The following is a 17824-nucleotide window of genomic DNA, read 5'->3' on the forward strand; positions in this document are numbered from 1 at the left end:
TTGGCAAAGTCAGTCCCGCGCGGGCATATTGCGCCCGAGTGGTATCGGTCCACATCGTTGATCTCCGGAAGTTTGTTGCAAAACCCCTGAATCAACGACTGCGGCAAGCGTCAAGCTAACCCACTGATACCACTCAACTTAGTTTCGGATCGGGCTCTTAGAGGGCTTCTGCGCCCGAGATGATTTCGACCAGTTCGGTGGTGATCGCGGCTTGACGGCTGCGGTTATACTGAATGGTCAGCTTGTTGATGAGGTCGCCTGCGTTGCGGGTCGCATTGTCCATGGCGGTCATCGACGCGCCCTGTTCGGACGCGTTGTTTTCCAGCAGCGCCTTGAAGATCTGCACCGTGACGTTGCGCGGCAGCAGGTCGTCGAGGATCGCTTCCTCGCTCGGCTCATATTCCACCGTCGCGCCGATGGCGTTGCTGTCGGCGTCTTCCGGAATCTTGACCGGGATGATCTGCTGCTCGGTCGGGATCTGGACCAGCGCCGAACGGAAGCGCGAGAAGAAGAGATGCGCGACGTCGAACTTGCCGTCCAGATACATCTGCGTCAGTTCATGCGCGACTTCTTCGGCCTGATCATAACCGGGTTCCTTGGCGCCGGTGGTGTCGTACTGGGCGACGATCATGCCGGGGAAGGTGCGGTTGATCACCGGACGGCCCTTGCGGCCGATCAGGTAGAAGCGGACGGTTTTGCCCTGCGCGATCAGTTCGTCCGCCTTGACGCGGGCGGCCTTGACGATGTTGGCGTTGAACGCGCCCGCAAGGCCACGGTCGGAGTTGGCGACGACCAGCAGATGAACATCATCCTTGCCGGTCCCGGCCAGCAGCGGGGATGCGCCTTCGCCCGAACCGCCCGCGATCTTCGAAGCCAGGCTGGCGACGACCGCTTCCAGGCGGCTGGAATAGGGGCGAGCGGCTTCGGCGGCGGCCTGCGCCTTGCGCAGCTTCGCGGCGGCGACCATCTGCTTCGCCTTGGTGATCTTCTGGGTCGATTTCACCGACCCGATGCGCAGCTTCAGTTCCTTGAGGCTAGCCATAGTTCAAACATTCCGAGCAAGGGCCAGACGACCCGCGAGACCAAAGAAACCGACGCCCATGGCGCCTTCGAACCAGCGCATCGCGCTGCTCTGCCCGACCCTGCGCCCCGCCTTGGTGGCGAGGATCGCGAGAAGGGCGCACCAGAGGAAGCCCAGCGCATAGACGATCGCGATCAGCGCCATGCCCTGCCACGGCGCGTCCGGGCCGGTGCCCACGAACTGTGGCAGTGCGGCGAGGAAGAAGATCGCGACCTTAGGGTTCAGCACGGTGCTGATGAAACCCTGGGTAAAGGGCGATCCGCCGATGCGCAGCCTGGGCGCGTCCGATGCGGGGGCGGGCTTCACCGCGCCGCGCAGCATCGAAAGACCCAGCCATGCGAGGTAGATCGCGCCTGCGACCTTCACTGCCATGAACAGGCCCGGCACCGCGTTCAGGACGCTGAGGAAGCCGAAGCCGCACAGCGCCATGTAGAACAGTCCGCCAAGCTGGATGCCGCCGATGGCCGCCATCCCCGCCTTCAGCCCACGGCGCGCCGCGTGACCGGCCACCAACATGGTGTCCGGTCCCGGCAGCAGCACCAGACCGATCGACATCACGGTCCAGGCGAGAAGGGATTGGGCGGTCAGCATTATCGCGGCTTCGTTCTTCCTTTTCTCGTCATGCCAGCGGAAGCTGGCATCTCGTGCCTCTAGGATCGTCCTATCCGGCCTGAGATCCCAGCTTTCGCTGGGATGACGGGGTGGTGCTTTTTAGGCGAAGGTCTTGCCGAACGAGTCCAGCGCGGCCTTCAGCTTTGCCTTCGGCTCGTCGCCCAAATCCTTGCTGTCGCGGATCGCGGCCAGCACGTCGGCATGGTCGTGACGCAGATAGGCGAGCATCAGTTCCTCGTAACGAGTCACGTCCTTGACCGGGATCGCGTCCAGATAGCCGTTGGTGCCCGCGAAGATCGACGCGGTCTGCTCCTCGAAGGGCAGGGGCGAGAACTGGGCCTGCTTCAGCAGTTCGGTGAGGCGCGCGCCACGGTTCAGCAGCTTCTGGGTCGAAGCGTCGAGGTCCGAACCGAACTGGGCGAAGGCCGCCATTTCGCGATACTGGGCCAGCTCCAGCTTGATCGAGCCGGAAACCTTCTTCATCGCCTTGGTCTGCGCGGCGGAACCGACGCGGGACACCGACAGGCCGACGTTGATCGCCGGACGGATGCCCTGGTAGAAGAGGTTGGTTTCCAGGAAGATCTGGCCGTCGGTGATCGAGATCACGTTGGTCGGGATATAGGCCGACACGTCGCCCGCCTGCGTTTCGATGATCGGCAGGGCGGTCAGCGAACCGGCGCCATTGGCGTCGTTCATCTTCGCGGCGCGCTCCAGCAGGCGGCTATGCAGATAGAAGACGTCGCCCGGATAGGCTTCGCGGCCCGGAGGACGGCGCAGCAGCAGCGACATCTGGCGATAGGCGACGGCCTGCTTGGAAAGGTCGTCATAGACGATCACGGCGTGCATGCCGTTGTCGCGGAAGAATTCGCCCATGGTGACGCCGGTATAGGGCGCCAGATACTGGAGCGGAGCGGGTTCCGAAGCGGTCGCGGCGACGACGATGCTATATTCCATCGCGCCGTTTTCTTCGAGCTGCTTGACGATCTGCGCGACGGTCGAGCGCTTCTGGCCGACCGCGACGTAGATGCAATAGAGCTTCTTCGACTCATCGTCGCCCGCGTTGATGCCCTTCTGGTTGATGAAGGTATCGATGGCGACGGCGGTCTTGCCGGTCTGGCGGTCGCCGATGATCAGCTCGCGCTGGCCGCGGCCGACGGGGACCAGGGCGTCGATCGCCTTCAGGCCGGTCTGCACGGGTTCATGTACCGATTTGCGGGGGATGATGCCCGGCGCCTTGACTTCCACGCGCTTGCGCTCGGTATACTGGATCGGGCCCTTGCCGTCGATGGGATTGCCCAGGCCGTCCACGACGCGGCCGAGCAGGCCCTTGCCGACCGGAACGTCCACGATGGTGCCGGTGCGCTTGACGGTGTCGCCTTCCTTGATCTCGGCGTCCGAGCCGAAGATCACGACGCCGACATTGTCGGCTTCCAGGTTGAGGGCCATGCCCTGCACGCCATTGGCGAACTCGACCATTTCGCCCGCCTGGACGTTGTCGAGGCCATGGACGCGGGCGATGCCGTCACCCACGGTCAGCACGGAACCGACTTCGCTCACCTGCGCTTCGGTGCCGAAATTGGCGATCTGGTCCTTGATGACCTTCGAGATTTCTGCGGCGTTGATATCCATGTTCAGCCTTTCATCGCCTGGGCGAGACTATTCAAACGGGTGCGGATGGAGGAATCGATCATCTGGCTGCCGATCTTGACGACCAGCCCGCCCAGGATCGCGGGATCGACCCTGGCATCGACCGCGACATCGCGGCCGACACGGGCCTTCAGGCTCTTTTGCAGAGCGGTGATCTGGGTTTTGCTGAGCGGATGCGCGCTCGTCACTTCGGCGCGGGCCTCGCCCTTGTGATTCGACAGCAGCGTCTCATAGGCGCGGATGACCGCGGGAAGCTGCGACAGGCGGCGGTTCTGCGCCAGCACGCCCAGGAAATTCGTGGTCAGCGCGTCGATTCCCATGGAGGATGCGACCGCCGCAATCGTCTTGCCCGCTGCGTCCCGGCTGAGCACGGGGCTGTTGATCAGCCCCTTGAAATCAGCCGATTCGGCAATAGCCGCCTTCAGCGCCGCAAGACTTGCCGCGACGGTGTCGAGCGTCTTGCCGTCGCGGGCCAGATCGAACAGCGCCACCGCATAGCGGCCGCTGAGGCTGGCCTGAATACCGCCGGTCGTCTCCACGCGCTTACCGTCCTCCACTTGATACCCGGCACTTAATTTGCCGGTCATGCAAAAAGGGGGCGCGGTTCTGTCCGTCCCGGTCCCCTGTTGGGGGGCCGGTTAGCAGTGGGATTGTGACTATGCAAGCCATGGAACGCGATTCCATCGTCAGGATGAAATCATCGCTATTTGACTGAGTTTTTATGATGCTGGAATCGGATAGTCCAACGCTTTATTTCTCGCCATCGGGCGGGGTCAGCCGCCCCTTCTGGCAATGGTAGACGATCCGTTCGTTGGGCTGCGCGGGCAGCAGCGCGGCCAGGTCGCCCTGCTGCGACGCGATCTTCGTCAGCAGCGCGGAATCGCCGCTGCATCCCCGGATCGGGCCGTTTCCAAGGGCGCGGGCCTTGGCCATGGTGTCGATGTCGGGCAGCCAGCGCTGAACCCGCAAAATGCCTGTCGCGGGATCGAAGCGGCTGACGGTCACGAAATTATGGTCGCCGGGCACGTTGGCGCGCTGCCATCCGGTGCCGGACGGGACATATTGGACATTGCCGTCGACGCAGCCCCCCTCCGCCCAGTGGAAGCCGATATCATTGGGTTCCGACACGGTCAGCCGGCTGCGATTCACGTCGACCCGACAGATATTGTCGCCCGCCCAGGCATAGGCGCCGTTGCCGGTGACGCTCTTGTCCTCCGGCAGGGCAATGCGTTCCTCGATGCTGGAGAAGCTGGGTTTCAGAAAGAACAGGCCGATCGCACCGAACAGCAACAGGCCGCCGCCCGCCAGCCACCAGGTGGCGCGTCTTTCCCGCCCCTGGCTGTAGAACAGCCCGCCCGCGCCCAGCCCCAGCACCGCCAGCGCCAGCAGCACGGCGGCCCCCGCCATCGCATTTTCGCGGGCGGAGATGACGTCGCGCTCGGCCGTGTCGCGGGCCTTGTCCATCGCGGCCTCGCGGGCGTCGGCGCGGGCGCGCTCCGACTGTTGGCTTTGCGCTTCCTCGCGCTGGGTGAGCGCGGCCTCGGCGGCGTCGGCCTCCGCCATGGACCGGCAGGGGACGACGGTGTGCAGGGAGGATACCCCCGCCTGCCGCAGGAAGGAGGCGACCTCGCGCCAGGAAACGGCGAATCCGAATTCCGCGTCATTGCCGTCCGACACGGACCCGAAGCTGTTGACCCCCAGGACCCGGCCGCAATCGTCCACCAGCGGCCCGCCGCTGTTCCCCGCCGCCAGCGGCGCGGTGTGCAGCACCGTGTCGAAATTCTGGCTGGACCGCCCTGACGACACATTGCCGCTGGTCTTCACCGTGCTCAGCGGCTCCACCAGTTGCTTCAGGCCCAGCCCCTGCGCCCGGTCGACCGTGCCGGGATAGCCGATGGCGGTGACATGCTGCCCGTCGCTGACCGCCCCGGCGTAGAAGGTGCTGACCGGCAGACCGCCTTCCTCCAACTGGATCAGCGCCAGGTCGTTGCCGGGCGAAAAGGCGATGATCCTGCCGCCATAGGTCTTCGTCCCTTCCGACGGGATGACGCCGATGACGAGATTCTTCTCCTCCCGCGTCAGTTCGACCACATGGGCGTTGGTGATGATCTTGTCCGGCGCGACGGCAAAGCCGCTGCCATGGCCGACGAAATAAGCGTCGGACCCGTTGGTCGCGACCAGCACGACGCGGACAACGCCGCGCGCGGCGGCGGCGATGTCCTGCTGCTCCGCATGCGCGCCCATCGGCGCGGCAAGGGCAAGGATCAGGGCTAGGCGACGGAAAAGTGCGACCATGGTTGGCGGCATTCATATGCGATGGCGGGGCAGAGGCAATGCGCAAAAATCGCAAAGCCGTTTTTTGACCGCAAGCGGCGGGAAGCCTGCTGTCTTCCCGGCGGCTATCGCCTATCTATGAGCGAGATGACTGAGATCGAAGCCCCGATGCCTGCAATGCCGGACCCGGAAGCCTGTTGGGACGCCTTCCTGCGCCGGGATCGCGGCTTTGACGGGCGATTCGTGGGGGCGGTGCTGACCACCGGCATCTATTGCAAGCCAAGCTGCGCGGCGCGCCATCCCCGGCGGGAGAATGTTGTCTTCCTGACCGGCCCGGACGCGGCGCGGGCGGCGGGTTTCCGCGCCTGCTTGCGTTGCCGCCCCGACGAGGTGGGGCGCGACCGGCTGGCGGTGGAGGCGGCCATCGCCTTCATCGCCGCCGCGGATACGCCGCCTTCGCTGGAGGATGTGGCCGATCATGCGGGCTATGCGCCGCATCATTTCCACCGGCTTTTCAAGCGGGAGACGGGCATGACGCCCGCCGCCTATGCCCGGTCGCTGCGCGCCGAACGGCTGAAAAGTGCGCTGGCGGAAGGGGGCAGCGTCACCGGCGCCATCTATGAGGCGGGCTATAATGCGCCCAGCCGCGCCTATGCCGATGCGGAACGGCATCTGGGCATGACCCCCAGCGCCTGGAAGGATGGCGGACGTGGCGTCGCGATTCGCCATGCGGTGGTGCCGACCGGTCTGGGACCGGTGCTGGTGGCGGGCACGGCGCGGGGCCTGTGCCGGATCAGTTTCGATGAGGATGAGGCGGATTTGCGCCAGCGCTTTCCCAAAGCGGAAATCCTACCCGCCGACGAAGGGCTTGCAGCGTTGGCGGCGCAGGTCGCGCGGCTGATCGCCGATCCGGCGGAACCCCTCGACTTGCCGATGGATGTCAGCGGAACCGCCTTCCAGCAGGCGGTGTGGGCGGCGTTGCGCGCCATCCCGCCGGGCGAGACCCGGACCTATGGCGAGATTGCGGCGGCCATCGGCAGGCCGGGCGCGGTGCGGGCCGCCGGGACGGCCTGCGGGGACAATAAGCTGGCCGTGCTGATCCCTTGCCACCGTGTCTTACGCAGCGACGGCAGCCTGGGCGGCTACGCCTATGGCACGCAGCGCAAGCGGGCCCTGCTGGACCGGGAAAGGCGCGGCTGAACCGCCGCTTTTCGCTTTTCTTTCAGCAGGCTGTCGGCCATGCGCCATGGTTCAACGCCGTTTGCAGGGGGTGGCGTGAAGATTTGGGGTTTGAAGGGGCTGCTGCTCCTCGCAGGCGCGCTGGCGCTGCTTCCGGGCACGGCGCAGGCGGCATGGTTGCAGGCGAAGACCCGGCATTTCACCATCATGAGCGACGGCAGCGAAGCCAAGCTGCGCGAATTCGCCGAAAAGCTGGAGAAGTTCGACGGCCTGCTGCGCCACGTGACCGGCATCACCGATCCGGAGGCGGGCAGCCCGGTCCATGTCTACCTGCTTTCCAGCGACGCCAAGGTGAAGGCGCTGGCGCGCAATGCCAATATCGGCGGCTTCTACACGACCTCGGACCGCTTCGCCTATGCGGTGCTGGCGCGGGGCATGAAGGCCAGCGAATATGATGTGGGCGCAGAGGATATATTGTTCCACGAATATACCCATCATTTCATGCTGCACCATTTTCCCGCCGCATATCCCGCCTGGTATGTGGAGGGCTTCGCCGAATTCTTCTCCATCGTGAAATTCCCCAAGGACGGGTCGATCCAGTTCGGGCTCATCCCCATGGCGCGGGCGCCCACGCTGGTGCAGGATTCGCCCTATCCGCTGAAGAATCTGTTCGCCCGCGACACCGATGGACTGGGGCTGCGGGATGGCGACCGCTATTACGGCACGGCCTGGCTGCTCACCCATTATTATCAGTATAAGGCCGACCGGCGGGCGGAAATCAGCCATTATCTGAAGGATCTGACCTCCGGCGTGCCGGACATGAAGCTGGACGATTATTTCGCGGGCGGCATCGACGGGCTGGAAAAGGATGTGAAGGCCTATATGCGCCGTCCGCTGGCGGCGTCGCGGCTCATTCCCAGCGCGGTGACGGTCGGCGAGATCGCGATCGGCCCGGTCGATCCGGCGCAGGGCGCTCTGGTCGAGGATGAATTGCGGCTGATGCACCGCCCCGATACGGAGGAGCTGCCCGGCATCGTCAGCGCGATCCGCGCCACCGCCGCCAAATTCCCGTCCAGCGCCTATGCCGCCGCGCTGCTGGCGGAGGCGGAGTGGGAGGCTGAGGAAAAGGACGCGTCGCTAGCGGACGCCGACCGGGCCATCGCGCTCGATCCCGGCCTGTCGCGGGCCTATGCCAGCCGGGCGCGCGTGCTGCTGGAACGGGCGCAGGATGACGGACGGGAGGAGGATTGGAAGGCCGCCCGCGCCGCCATCGTCAAGGCCAATCGGGCGGATACGGAAGACCCGGTGCCGCTGGCGCTCTTCTACCGCTATCATGCGATGAAGGGCGGGCCGATGCCGGAGGTTGGCTATGACGGGCTGGCCAAGGCCTATGTGCTGCTGCCGCAACGCCCGGAATATCGCATGGCCTATGTGCAGGCCCTGGCGTTCCGGGGGGAATATGCCGCTGCCTCCCGCCTGCTCGATCCGCTGGCCTATTCGCCGCACCCTTCGGGCATGCGCGATTCGGCGCTGGCGCTCAAGAAGCGGTTCGATGCAGAGGCCGCTAAGAAGAAAGGCCCTTCAACCGCTCCATGATTGCGCGGCGCTGGGCCTTGCTCATGCCCGCCCAGCGTCGGATTTCATCGGTCGTGCGGCCGCAGCCGGTGCAGATGCGCCCGGCCTTGTCCAACTTGCAGATGTTGACGCAGGGACTTTCCATGCGGGTCTCAAGCCATCACATGAAGCTGTAGGGGTCGACGTCTACCGCTACCCGCGTGCCGGACTTCCAGGTGAGATTGCCTAGCCATTCGCGAATGGCCCCTTGCACGTCGACCTGCCGGGTGGCGTGGATCAGCAGGCGATGGCGATGCCGCCCGCGCAGCACGGACAGTGGCGCAGGCGCCGGGCCGTAGACGCGCATCCCCTCGATCAAGGGGGCGGACTTGCCGATCAGCCGGGCGACCTCGGCGGCTTCGTCGGCATCCTCGCTGGACACGATGATCGCGGCGAAGCGGCCGAAGGGCGGGGCGTTGGCGCGGCGGCGATTTTCCGTCTCCACTGCGTAGAAACGCTCCGAATCGCCCGCGATCAGCGCCTTGATCACCTCGGCCTCCGGCATGCGGGTCTGGATGAAGACGCGGCCCGGCTTCTGCCCCCGCCCGGCGCGCCCCGCCACCTGCACGATCTGCTGGAAGGTCCGCTCCGACGCCCGAAGGTCGCCGCCCTCCAGCCCCAGATCGGCGTCGATCACTCCCACCAGCGTCAGGTTGGGGAAATGATAGCCCTTGGTGACCAGTTGCGTGCCGATGATGATGTCGACCGCGCCCGCCTCCACCGATTTCACGAATTCCGCGACCTTGGCGGGCGACCAGAGCGTATCGGACGTGACGATGGCGGTCCGCGCCTGCGGCCAGAGCGCCTTCACCTCGTCCGCGATCCGCTCTACGCCGGGGCCGCAGGCGACCAGCGAATCCTCCTCCTTGCACTCCGGGCAGAAGCGGGGCGCGGGGACGACATGGCCGCAATGATGGCAGGCGAGGCGATGGGTCAGCCGGTGCTCGACCATCCAGGCGGTGCAATTGGGGCATTGGAAACGATATCCGCAATGGCGGCACAACGTCAGAGGCGCATAGCCCCGGCGGTTGAGGAAGAGCAGGCTCTGCTCCTCCTTCGCCATATTCTCGTCGATCGCCTTGACCAGCGGCGGCGCGATCCAGCGTCCCCGCTCCGGCGGATCGGTCAGCAGGTTGACCTGCTCTATGGCGGGCATGGCCGCGCCGCCGAAGCGGGAGGGCAGCTTGATCTCCCGATAACGGCCCAGTTCCACCTGATGCCGCGTCTCTATGGCGGGCGTGGCGGAGGCGAGGATGACGGGGAATTTCTCGATCAGGCCGCGCATCACCGCCACGTCGCGGGCGTGATAATGGACCCCATCCTCCTGCTTGAAGCTGGCCTCATGCGCCTCGTCGACCACGATCAGCCCCAAATTGGGATAGGGCAGGAACAGGGCCGAGCGCGCCCCGACCACCACCGTCGCTTCCCCCGCCGCGATGGCCCGCCAAGCCCGCCGCCGCTCGGTCTGCCGCAGGCCGCTGTGCCAGTTGACCGGCACCGTGCCGAAGCGCTTCTCGAACCGCTCCAGAAACGGTTCGGTCAGCGCGATTTCGGGCAGCAGCACCAGCACCTGCCGCCCCTCGCGAATGGCCGCCGCAATCGCCTCGAAATAGACCTCCGTCTTGCCGGACCCCGTCACTCCGTCGAGCAGGAAGGGCGCGAAATCCCGTTCCCTGACCGCCGCGATGAACCGGTCGGCTGCCGCGCCCTGCCCGTCGGACAGGAGGGGAGGGGCATGATCCGGATCGGGCATGGGGAAGGGCGTGTCGACGCTCACCTCCACCGCCTCGAACGCGCCCGCCTTGACCAGACCGCGGATGACCGCATCGCTGACCCCGCCGATCATCGCCAGCTCGCGGATCAGCCCCTGCCGCTCGCCGATGCGCTCCATCGCCTGCGCCCGCTGCTCGGTCATGCGTTCCGGCAGGTCGCCGGTCGCCCGATATTCGATGACCGTCCGCGCCCCCTCCAGCGCCGCCATCGACGCCAGCGTCATGCGCAGCACGGCGGCGATGGGCGCCAGATAATAGTCCGCCGTCCACTCGATCAGCCGCCGCAGCGTTTCGGGCACGGGCGGCGCGTCGACCGGCCCCACGATATTGCGCAGCCGATTGTCGCCCACCGTCTCGACATCCGGGAAGCTGTCCTCCTCCCACACCACGCCGACGATCTGGCGCGGCCCCAGCGGGGCGACGACGATGCTGCCGGGTTTGACCGTCATCCCATGCGGCACCCGATAATCGAGCGGCCCCAAAGCGGCGTTCAACAGGATGACACGGGCGCGCGAACTCATGGCCTCCTTCCCTAATGGCAGGGGCGGGTGAGGCAAGGCAGATGCGTCAGATTTTCCAGCTCAAGGTCAGCCAGGGGATATGCGCCACCGCATCGGCCCGGCCCTCGCGAAAGCTCTGCTGCCGCATATAGAGCAATTGCACGTCCAGCGCCTTGGCGATCGGACGGCGCAGGCCGATCTGGTTGCGCATGACGGCCAGGCCCAACTTGTCGCTCGGACGGGCGCGGTTGAGGTGGAACATCAGCTCTGTCGCGGCGATCAGCGTCCAGCGCTTCGCCCGGTCGAGCGGGACCGACGCCTGCATCCTTTGCCGCAGCCGCCAGCCTGCCTTGTCGGCGGTGTCCAGGAAGCGCTGCTCGATGCGCGTGCGCGAAAGCCATATCCTGCGGGTCAGCGTCACCTGCTGGAACAGCCTCATTTCCTGCTCCGCCCCCGAACGGAAATAGGCCATTCCCCCGCCGATCTGGACCCCCGGCGCGATGCCATGGTCGATCAGAAGCCGCGCGGTCTGCTGTTCGCCATTGGCGGCATCGCTGCGGAAACGCTGGCTGGCGTCTAGGGTGATGAGGTCGGCCTTGCTCGCCTGAATCGCCACCGATTCAGTTGTCCATAGCTGGGTTTCGCTGGTCGCGGCGGCGGCGGGGGTGGCGATGCTCATCGCGATGAGCAGGGGCGCGTCCGATATGCGGCGTGGACGCTGAAGGCGGGGCATGGATCGGTCCTTTGGAAAGGTGCCGCCGTCATAATGTTGCGGGTGTGCTTCGGTAAAGCCCCGGCACTGGCAATAATGGCTAATTGCGCCGCCAGCCGCTAAAGGGGACGCGATTCGTCCTTTCCTCCGCCGGAGCAGACCCATGAAGTTCTTCGTCGACACCGCCGACACCAATGAAATCCGCGACCTTGCCGCCACCGGCCTGCTCGACGGCGTCACCACCAACCCCTCGCTGATCCACAAGTCCGGCCGCAAATTCCTGGAAGTGGTCGAGGAAATCTGCGGCATCGTGGATGGCCCGGTCTCGGCCGAAGTCGTCGCGCTCGACCATGAGACGATGATGAAGGAAGCCGCCGTCCTGCGGAAGATCGCCGACAATGTCTGCATCAAGGTGCCGCTGACCATCGACGGCCTCAAGACCTGCAAGGCGCTGACGGGCGAGGGCGTGATGGTGAACGTCACCCTTTGCTTCTCCGCCAATCAGGCGCTGCTGGCGGCCAAGGCGGGCGCGACGTTCATCTCGCCCTTCGTCGGGCGGCATGACGATAATGGCTTCGACGGCATGAAGCTGATCGAGGATATTCGCCTGATCTACGACAATTATGCCTTCGCCACCGAAATCCTCGTGGCCAGCGTCCGCCACCCTATCCATGTGCTGGAAAGCGCGAAGATCGGCGCCGACGTGATGACCGCGCCACCCTCTGTCATCAAGGCGCTGTTCAACCATGTGCTGACCGAAAAGGGCATTGCCGGTTTCCTGGCGGATTGGGAAAAGACCGGCCAGTCGGTCCTCTGACGGGACAGGGGCGCGGCGATTGCGACCTCTCGCGCCCCGCATCATTCTCTCCTGAAGAGGAGAGAGATGATGTTCGTCGCGGTCTATTGGTGGCGGGTCCACCCCGGCAAGGAAGAGCAGTTCCGCAAGGCCTGGCGCCGGGGCACCGACCTTATCCGCGAGAAATATGGCAGCTACGGCTCTCGCCTGCACCGCGATGCGGACGGGCGTTTCGTCGGCTATGCCGAATGGCCCGACGAGGCGACCTGGCGGGCCGCGTTCGACCGGAAGATGGTCTATGACGATCCGGAAACCCGCGCCGCTTTTGTCGACGCCATCGCCGAAGTGCCGGCTAACGCCGATCCCATCTTTACCATGACGGTGACAGATGACCTGCTGCTGCGGTCTGTGGGGCTTTCGGCGGCCACATGAGCCTTCCGCCGATCTGTGGGCCAATTCGAAAGGCGGAAATAGCTGCCATTAAAATCCTCCCCATCGGGAGATGGGGAGGGGGACCGCGCGAAGCGTGGTGGAGGGGACACGACCTGCGTATTTCCCCTCCACCATCGGCTGCGCCGACGGTCCCCCTCCCCACGCTTCGCGTAGGGAGGAATTGATGTCCGCAAACTGGCGGTTTCCGTGTGATTCCGCCCGGATGATCAGGCCGCTTCGGCGGTTTCCTCCGTCGCGGGCAGGCGGATGAGATAGTCGAAGGCCGAGAGCGCTGCCGTCGATCCCGCGCCGCAAGCGATTACGATCTGTTTGTAGGGGACGGTGGTGCAGTCGCCCGCCGCGAAGATGCCGGGCTGGCTGGTTTCGCCGCGCGCGTCGATCTCTATCTCGCCGCGGGGGGAGAGGGCGATGCTGTCCTTCAGCCATTCGGTGTTGGGGACAAGGCCGATCTGGACGAAAATGCCCTCCAGTTCGACTTCATGTTCCGTGCCGCCGTTGCGGTCCTTGTAGCTGAGGCCGGTGACGCGCTCGCCATTGCCGTCCACTTTGGTGGTGAGGGCGGAGGTGATGATCTTCACGTTCGGCAGGCTGGCGAGCTTGCGTTGCAGCACCGCGTCGGCGCGGAGCTGGCTATCGAACTCGATCAGTGTCACATGGGCGACGATGCCGGCGAGGTCGATGGCTGCCTCCACGCCGCTATTGCCGCCGCCTATCACCGCCACGCGCTTGCCCTTGAAGAGGGGGCCGTCGCAGTGCGGGCAATAGGCGACGCCCTTGTTGCGATATTCCTCTTCGCCGGGGACGCCCATCTGCCGCCAGCGGGCGCCGGTGGAGAGGATGACGGTCCTGCCCTTCAGCGACGCGCCATTTTCCAACACCACCTCATGATAGCCGCCTTCGGTCTTGGCCGGGATCAGCTTTTCCGCCTTTTGCAGGTTCATGATCTCGACATCATAATCCTTGACGTGCGCTTCCAGCGCGGCGGCGAATTTGGGGCCTTCGGTGCGGCTGACCGAGACGAAATTCTCGATATCCATGGTGTCGAGCACCTGGCCGCCGAAGCGTTCCGCCGCGACACCGGTGCGGATGCCCTTGCGCGCAGCATAGATGGCCGCCGCCGCGCCCGCGGGGCCGCCGCCGACGATCAGCACCTCGAACGGGTCCTGCGCCTTGATCTTTGCGGCGGCGCGTGTGGCGGCGCCGCTGTCGATCTTCGCGACGATCTGCTCCAGTTCCATCCGGCCGCTGGCGAAGGGTTCGCCGTTCAGGAAGACGGTGGGGACGGCCATGACCTTGCGGGCGTCGACCTCCGCCTGAAACAGCGCGCCGTCGATGGCGGTGTGGCTGATGCGGGGGTTGAGGACCGCCATCAGGTTCAGCGCCTGCACCACGTCGGGGCAATTCTGGCACGACAGCGAGAAATAGGTTTCGAAGGCGAAGTCGCCGTCAATGTCCTTGATCTGCTGGATCAGTTCCTGGGCGGCCTTCGACGGGTGGCCGCCGACCTGGAGCAGGGCGAGGACGAGGCTGGTGAATTCATGGCCCATGGGGAGGCCCGCGAAGGTCACGCCGATGTCCGTGCCGGTGCGGCGGATCATGAAGCTGGGGACGCGCTTGTCGTTGCCGGCGGCGATGGACACCTTGTCCGACAGTTCGGCGATCTCTTCCAGCAGGGTCTTGAGTTCACGGCTCTTCGCGCCGTCGTCCAGCGAGGCCACCAGTTCGATCGGCCGGGTGATGTTCGCCATATAGGCCTTGAGCTGGCCCTTGAGATTTGCGTCCAACATTATCGTCTCCATGGTTGGGCGCGCCGATCCGGGGCACGCGGCTATCCGTTCGCCGGATCGGGTCCGGCGCTCGAAGATAGCGATGCAATATCGTGATAAAGCCCCGCCGGGCCGGGGAAGTTTCGACCCGACCCGGCGGAGTGCCGTTTCAGGTCTTTAGATCTTGCCGACGAGGTCGAGCGACGGGGCCAGCGTGGCTTCGCCTTCTTCCCACTTCGCCGGGCAGACTTCGCCGGGGTTGGCGGCGACATATTGCGCGGCCTTCACCTTGCGGAGCAGTTCGGTCGCGTTGCGGCCGACGCCTTCCGAGGTGATTTCCATGAACTGGATCACGCCTTCGGGATCGACCAGGAAGGTGGCGCGGTCGGCCAGGCCGACGCCCGGACGCATCACGTCGAAATTATTGGTGATCTGGCCCGACTGGTCGCCCAGCATGTAGTAGTTGATCTTGCCGATGGCGGGCGAGGTGTCGTGCCAGGCCTTGTGGCTGAAATGCGTGTCGGTCGATACCGAATAGACTTCCACGCCCAGCTTCTGGAGCGTCGGGTAGATGTCGGCCAGATCCTCCAGCTCCGTCGGGCAGACGAAGGTGAAATCGGCGGGGTAGAAGAAGAAGACGGCCCACTTGCCCTTCACGTCGGCGTCGGTGACGTCGACGAACTTGCCCTGCTTGTACGCGGTGGCGGTGAACGGCTTGATGGTCGTATTGATAAGAGCCATGGGCTTTCCAGTTCCTTTTCAGGGGTTTTGCTGTTGCCCGACCCATGTAGGGAATGCGCAGGGGGCCGTGAAATTGGTTTTATTGGCCATGTTGATTGATAAAAGCGATCAAGGATCGCTTTATTGATCGACAGTTTCGCTCCTGGGCTTTTGCAGGACGTAGTTCATCCCTTCCTCCAGCATGCCCAGCGCTTCATCGATGGTGAAGGTGGACGAATCGAGGCAAAGTTCCAGCCACAGGCCGTCGATCAGCGCGGTCAGGGCGATGGCGGCTATGCGCGCCGCCGGGCGGGGGATTTGCGGCGCCGCCTCGCGCAGCAGCACCTCCATGCGTTCGCGACCGCCGCCATAGGTTTCCGCATGGGTCGCGGCGATTTCCGGATTGGTCTTGTTGAGGCTCCAGAAGGAAATCCAGGTCGCGAGTAGGTTGGGGTCGAGCACCGGCGGCTGGAAATTGGAGCGCAGATAGGCCCAGAGGCGGTCGCGGGGATCGGGCCCGGCCTCCGTCACGGCGCGTTCCATCGCGGAGGAGACCTTTTCCCCGACATCGCGGTAGGTCGCCAGGATCAGCGCGTCGACGCCCTCGAAATAATGAGTCAGCAGGCCCGCCGACACGCCCGCATAGGCGCAGATCGCCCGGACCGATGTGCCGCCCACGCCCTTTTCCGCCAGGCAGCGGGCCGTCGCCTCGATCAGCGCCTGTCGCCGGAAATCCGCGGATTCGCGGACAAATCGCGCCCTTTCGGGACGCCCCTCAACCTTGTGGTCCATCATTTTTTCCCCGCCCATGATCCTGCTCCCTGTCGAAACCGCTGGCAAGCGGTCTCGTCCCCTTCAGGCAAATGGATCGAAGACCGGCGTTCAGCCGTTTATGGGGCCAATTGCAAGGGGAAAGATGAATGGAGCGTCCCGTTCCGAGCCGCATATTCCTGCCGCTGATGCTGGGGGTGCTGATATCGGGTTGCGCCAAGGGCGTGGACCAGGGTTCGGCGGCGAACAATGCTGCGCGGGCGCCGGACGTGGAGGCGATAGAGGAACCCGACGCGGTCAGGGCCGGAAGCAAGGAGCCGGGGGTTTTGCCCACCGACGATTGGGTGGGGCGGTGGACCGGGCCGGAGGGGCTTTTCCTCGACATACAGCCCTCGCCCAACGGCAGGCGGGGTCATTATGCCATCGCGAACAAGGATAATCTGGATCGGCAGGCCGACTATGCGGGCGTGGCGGAAGGAGCGGCGATTCGCTTCACGCGGGACGGCCGGGAACTGCATATCAGGCCGGGCAAGGGGGCGGAAACCGGGTTCAAATATCTGGCCGACCGTCAGGATTGCCTGATCGTCCTGCCGGGACGGGAGGGCTATTGCCGCTGAGCGCGCGGGAACTCCTGCGCCGGGCCGCGCATTGATGCCGTCGGGTGGCATGAAGAGGAGGAGGATCTTTATGGCGGATTATCAGGAGCGCCCGACAACGACCACGGTCATCGAAAAGCGCGGCGGCGGCGGAACCATGGTCGCCGTTCTCCTGCTGGTCGTGGTGGTTGCGATTGCGGCCTTCTTCCTGGTCAGCAGCCAGACGAGCAAGGATAATGCGGTGGAAGGCGCCGCGACGCAAATCGGCCAGGCGGCGAGCGATGTCGGCGACGCGGCCAAGGATGCGGCTGGGTCCGTGAAGGAACAACCGGCGAATTAGGCAGCGTGGGCAAATTCGGAATGGCCGATCTGCGAGCGACGCGAACTTTTAGACGTTGCGAAGTGATGCGGATGTTGCGCTAGCCCACCCCCTGACCCCCTCCCACCTGCGGGAGGGGGGATGTAATAAAAAAGGGCGCTCCGTTGGGGAGCGCCCTTTTTTGTTTGCTGTTACGGCTTAGTCGAAGTCGTTCAGCCTTCCACCTTGACGTGCTTGGGGGCAGCTTCGTTCAGGATGCGCAGGATCTTCTTGAGCGCGCTCGGTTCGTCGGTTTCCTCCATCGCCGCGAGTTCGCGGGCGAGGCGGCTGGACGCGGCTTCGAAAATCTGCCGTTCCGAATAGCTCTGTTCCGGCTGGTCGTCGGCGCGGAACAGGTCGCGGGTCACTTCGGCGATCGACACCAGGTCGCCCGAATTGATTTTCGCTTCATATTCCTGGGCGCGGCGCGACCACATGGTGCGCTTCACCTTGGGCTTGCCCTTCAGCGTCTCGACCGCTTCCTCCAGCGTCTTGTTGGAGGACAGCTTGCGCATGCCGACGCCTTCGGCCTTGTTGGTGGGCACGCGGAGCGTCATCCGCTCCTTTTCGAAGCGGAGCACGTAAAGCTCCAGCTCCATGCCCGCAATCTGCTCCTTCTGAAGCTCTATGACGCGGCCAACGCCATGCTTGGGGTAAACAACATAATCACCTACGTCAAAGGACAGCGCCTTGGCAGCCATTTGAAACCTTTCCATTATTCCGGGAGGAGCGGTGGCGTTCGCCTTGCAAGTGCGAACGGATGCACGAGCCGAGGGGGATGCGGCGCCACCATCAAATCATCAGGCATTTATCTCCGTAGCGGACGCGACCATGTCCACCTGTTGGCGACTATTTAGCAGATTCGTAACAAAATTGCCACCCCTGGACACAAAATCCGGGAGTGGGCAGGGAAATAAACCGCAACAGCTTGTTGCCGGGGGCAGCCCTGGCGCTGGTGGCGCGCTGCGCTGCG

General features: G+C 64.8%; 18 protein-coding genes. 6 read left to right on the plus strand and 12 right to left on the minus strand.

All coding sequences use genetic code 11. The annotated features are described in order from the left end of the window. Positions 1-157: 157 nt before the first annotated feature. The 5 genes from BV95_RS09930 to BV95_RS09950 all read right to left on the minus strand — a co-directional run bounded on the left by BV95_RS09930 (position 158) and on the right by BV95_RS09950 (position 5635). Positions 158-1042 carry a F0F1 ATP synthase subunit gamma gene (locus BV95_RS09930; RefSeq protein WP_037450863.1) on the minus strand — a complete coding sequence of 295 codons (885 nt, stop codon included), beginning with the start codon at positions 1040-1042 and terminating at the stop codon, positions 158-160. Positions 1043-1045: 3 nt separating this feature from the next. Continuing rightward, the gene (locus tag BV95_RS09935; protein WP_013846044.1) at positions 1046-1672 is read right to left on the minus strand and encodes a LysE family translocator; all 627 of its coding nucleotides are present in this window, start codon (positions 1670-1672) and stop codon (positions 1046-1048) included. Between the two features lie 120 nt (positions 1673-1792). Then, on the minus strand, positions 1793-3322 hold the full coding sequence (gene atpA / locus BV95_RS09940) for a F0F1 ATP synthase subunit alpha (protein WP_013846045.1): 1530 nt from the start codon (positions 3320-3322) through the stop codon (positions 1793-1795). A 2-nt stretch (positions 3323-3324) separates the two neighbouring features. Continuing rightward, positions 3325-3879: a F0F1 ATP synthase subunit delta gene (locus tag BV95_RS09945; RefSeq protein ID WP_037451071.1), complete on the minus strand. Its 555-nt coding sequence runs from the start codon at positions 3877-3879 to the stop codon at positions 3325-3327. Positions 3880-4090: 211 nt separating this feature from the next. Beyond that, on the minus strand, positions 4091-5635 hold the full coding sequence (locus BV95_RS09950; RefSeq protein WP_013846047.1) for a S1C family serine protease: 1545 nt from the start codon (positions 5633-5635) through the stop codon (positions 4091-4093). A 117-nt stretch (positions 5636-5752) separates the two neighbouring features. Between BV95_RS09950 and ada the strand changes: the two genes are divergently transcribed. After that, on the plus strand, positions 5753-6814 hold the full coding sequence (gene ada, locus BV95_RS09955) for a bifunctional DNA-binding transcriptional regulator/O6-methylguanine-DNA methyltransferase Ada (RefSeq protein WP_037450868.1): 1062 nt from the start codon (positions 5753-5755) through the stop codon (positions 6812-6814). Between the two features lie 75 nt (positions 6815-6889). Continuing rightward, positions 6890-8389: a tetratricopeptide repeat protein gene (locus BV95_RS09960; protein WP_037450871.1), complete on the plus strand. Its 1500-nt coding sequence runs from the start codon at positions 6890-6892 to the stop codon at positions 8387-8389. Here BV95_RS09960 and BV95_RS09965 read toward each other — a convergent pair. The 3 genes from BV95_RS09965 to BV95_RS09975 are packed head-to-tail and all read right to left on the minus strand — an operon-like array spanning position 8358 to position 11412. After that, positions 8358-8513 (minus strand): DUF1289 domain-containing protein, encoded by a 156-nt coding sequence (locus BV95_RS09965; RefSeq protein WP_037450874.1) that lies wholly within the window; start codon positions 8511-8513, stop codon positions 8358-8360. The two genes, BV95_RS09960 and BV95_RS09965, sit on opposite strands and share 32 nt — an antisense overlap. Positions 8514-8528: 15 nt before the next feature. Further along, complete coding sequence (locus tag BV95_RS09970) at positions 8529-10700, minus strand: primosomal protein N' (protein WP_037450877.1); 2172 nt, start codon at positions 10698-10700, stop codon at positions 8529-8531. A gap of 46 nt (positions 10701-10746) precedes the next feature. Continuing rightward, positions 10747-11412 carry a DUF2490 domain-containing protein gene (locus BV95_RS09975; protein ID WP_037450880.1) on the minus strand — a complete coding sequence of 222 codons (666 nt, stop codon included), beginning with the start codon at positions 11410-11412 and terminating at the stop codon, positions 10747-10749. 142 nt (positions 11413-11554) lie between these two features. Here BV95_RS09975 and fsa point away from each other — a divergent pair, with 142 nt between their 5' ends. Both fsa and BV95_RS09985 read left to right on the plus strand, forming a co-directional pair. Next, positions 11555-12208, plus strand: coding sequence for a fructose-6-phosphate aldolase (gene fsa / locus BV95_RS09980; protein ID WP_013040855.1), 654 nt, complete (start codon positions 11555-11557; stop codon positions 12206-12208). Positions 12209-12277: 69 nt separating this feature from the next. Then, positions 12278-12619 (plus strand): antibiotic biosynthesis monooxygenase family protein, encoded by a 342-nt coding sequence (locus BV95_RS09985; RefSeq protein WP_037451073.1) that lies wholly within the window; start codon positions 12278-12280, stop codon positions 12617-12619. Between the two features lie 227 nt (positions 12620-12846). Here the strand turns inward: BV95_RS09985 and ahpF are convergent, their stop codons facing one another. The 3 genes from ahpF to BV95_RS10000 all read right to left on the minus strand — a co-directional run bounded on the left by ahpF (position 12847) and on the right by BV95_RS10000 (position 15918). Then, positions 12847-14427: an alkyl hydroperoxide reductase subunit F gene (gene ahpF / locus BV95_RS09990; protein WP_037451075.1), complete on the minus strand. Its 1581-nt coding sequence runs from the start codon at positions 14425-14427 to the stop codon at positions 12847-12849. Positions 14428-14583: 156 nt separating this feature from the next. Continuing rightward, positions 14584-15147: an alkyl hydroperoxide reductase subunit C gene (gene ahpC / locus BV95_RS09995; RefSeq protein WP_013847412.1), complete on the minus strand. Its 564-nt coding sequence runs from the start codon at positions 15145-15147 to the stop codon at positions 14584-14586. A gap of 120 nt (positions 15148-15267) precedes the next feature. After that, complete coding sequence (locus BV95_RS10000; RefSeq protein WP_037450882.1) at positions 15268-15918, minus strand: TetR family transcriptional regulator C-terminal domain-containing protein; 651 nt, start codon at positions 15916-15918, stop codon at positions 15268-15270. A gap of 128 nt (positions 15919-16046) precedes the next feature. On the opposite strand from BV95_RS10000, the gene BV95_RS10005 reads away from it, so the two are divergent. Continuing rightward, complete coding sequence (locus BV95_RS10005; RefSeq protein ID WP_037450885.1) at positions 16047-16514, plus strand: hypothetical protein; 468 nt, start codon at positions 16047-16049, stop codon at positions 16512-16514. A gap of 70 nt (positions 16515-16584) precedes the next feature. Continuing rightward, positions 16585-16833 (plus strand): hypothetical protein, encoded by a 249-nt coding sequence (locus BV95_RS10010; protein ID WP_037450887.1) that lies wholly within the window; start codon positions 16585-16587, stop codon positions 16831-16833. Between the two features lie 191 nt (positions 16834-17024). Here the strand turns inward: BV95_RS10010 and BV95_RS10015 are convergent, their stop codons facing one another. Continuing rightward, a complete protein-coding gene (locus BV95_RS10015) occupies positions 17025-17552 on the minus strand; it encodes a CarD family transcriptional regulator (protein ID WP_013847408.1) in 528 nt (175 codons plus the stop codon). Positions 17553-17824 lie beyond the last annotated feature (272 nt).

The organism is Sphingobium chlorophenolicum (genome assembly GCF_000722875.1).
In the GTDB taxonomy this organism is placed as follows: Bacteria; Pseudomonadota; Alphaproteobacteria; order Sphingomonadales; family Sphingomonadaceae; genus Sphingobium; species Sphingobium chlorophenolicum.

Coding starts and splice junctions, on each gene's coding strand:
- ada (WP_037450868.1), top strand. CDS start 5,753: ATGAGCGAGATGACTGAGATCGAAGCCCCGATGCCTGCAATGCCGGAC.
- BV95_RS10005 (WP_037450885.1), top strand. CDS start 16,047: ATGGAGCGTCCCGTTCCGAGCCGCATATTCCTGCCGCTGATGCTGGGG.
- ahpC (WP_013847412.1), bottom strand. CDS start 15,147: ATGGCTCTTATCAATACGACCATCAAGCCGTTCACCGCCACCGCGTAC.
- BV95_RS09930 (WP_037450863.1), bottom strand. CDS start 1,042: ATGGCTAGCCTCAAGGAACTGAAGCTGCGCATCGGGTCGGTGAAATCG.
- atpA (WP_013846045.1), bottom strand. CDS start 3,322: ATGGATATCAACGCCGCAGAAATCTCGAAGGTCATCAAGGACCAGATC.
- BV95_RS09975 (WP_037450880.1), bottom strand. CDS start 11,412: ATGCCCCGCCTTCAGCGTCCACGCCGCATATCGGACGCGCCCCTGCTC.
- BV95_RS09935 (WP_013846044.1), bottom strand. CDS start 1,672: ATGCTGACCGCCCAATCCCTTCTCGCCTGGACCGTGATGTCGATCGGT.
- ahpF (WP_037451075.1), bottom strand. CDS start 14,427: ATGTTGGACGCAAATCTCAAGGGCCAGCTCAAGGCCTATATGGCGAAC.
- BV95_RS10000 (WP_037450882.1), bottom strand. CDS start 15,918: ATGGACCACAAGGTTGAGGGGCGTCCCGAAAGGGCGCGATTTGTCCGC.
- BV95_RS10015 (WP_013847408.1), bottom strand. CDS start 17,552: ATGGCTGCCAAGGCGCTGTCCTTTGACGTAGGTGATTATGTTGTTTAC.
- BV95_RS09965 (WP_037450874.1), bottom strand. CDS start 8,513: ATGGAAAGTCCCTGCGTCAACATCTGCAAGTTGGACAAGGCCGGGCGC.
- fsa (WP_013040855.1), top strand. CDS start 11,555: ATGAAGTTCTTCGTCGACACCGCCGACACCAATGAAATCCGCGACCTT.
- BV95_RS09950 (WP_013846047.1), bottom strand. CDS start 5,635: ATGGTCGCACTTTTCCGTCGCCTAGCCCTGATCCTTGCCCTTGCCGCG.
- BV95_RS10010 (WP_037450887.1), top strand. CDS start 16,585: ATGGCGGATTATCAGGAGCGCCCGACAACGACCACGGTCATCGAAAAG.
- BV95_RS09985 (WP_037451073.1), top strand. CDS start 12,278: ATGTTCGTCGCGGTCTATTGGTGGCGGGTCCACCCCGGCAAGGAAGAG.
- BV95_RS09970 (WP_037450877.1), bottom strand. CDS start 10,700: ATGAGTTCGCGCGCCCGTGTCATCCTGTTGAACGCCGCTTTGGGGCCG.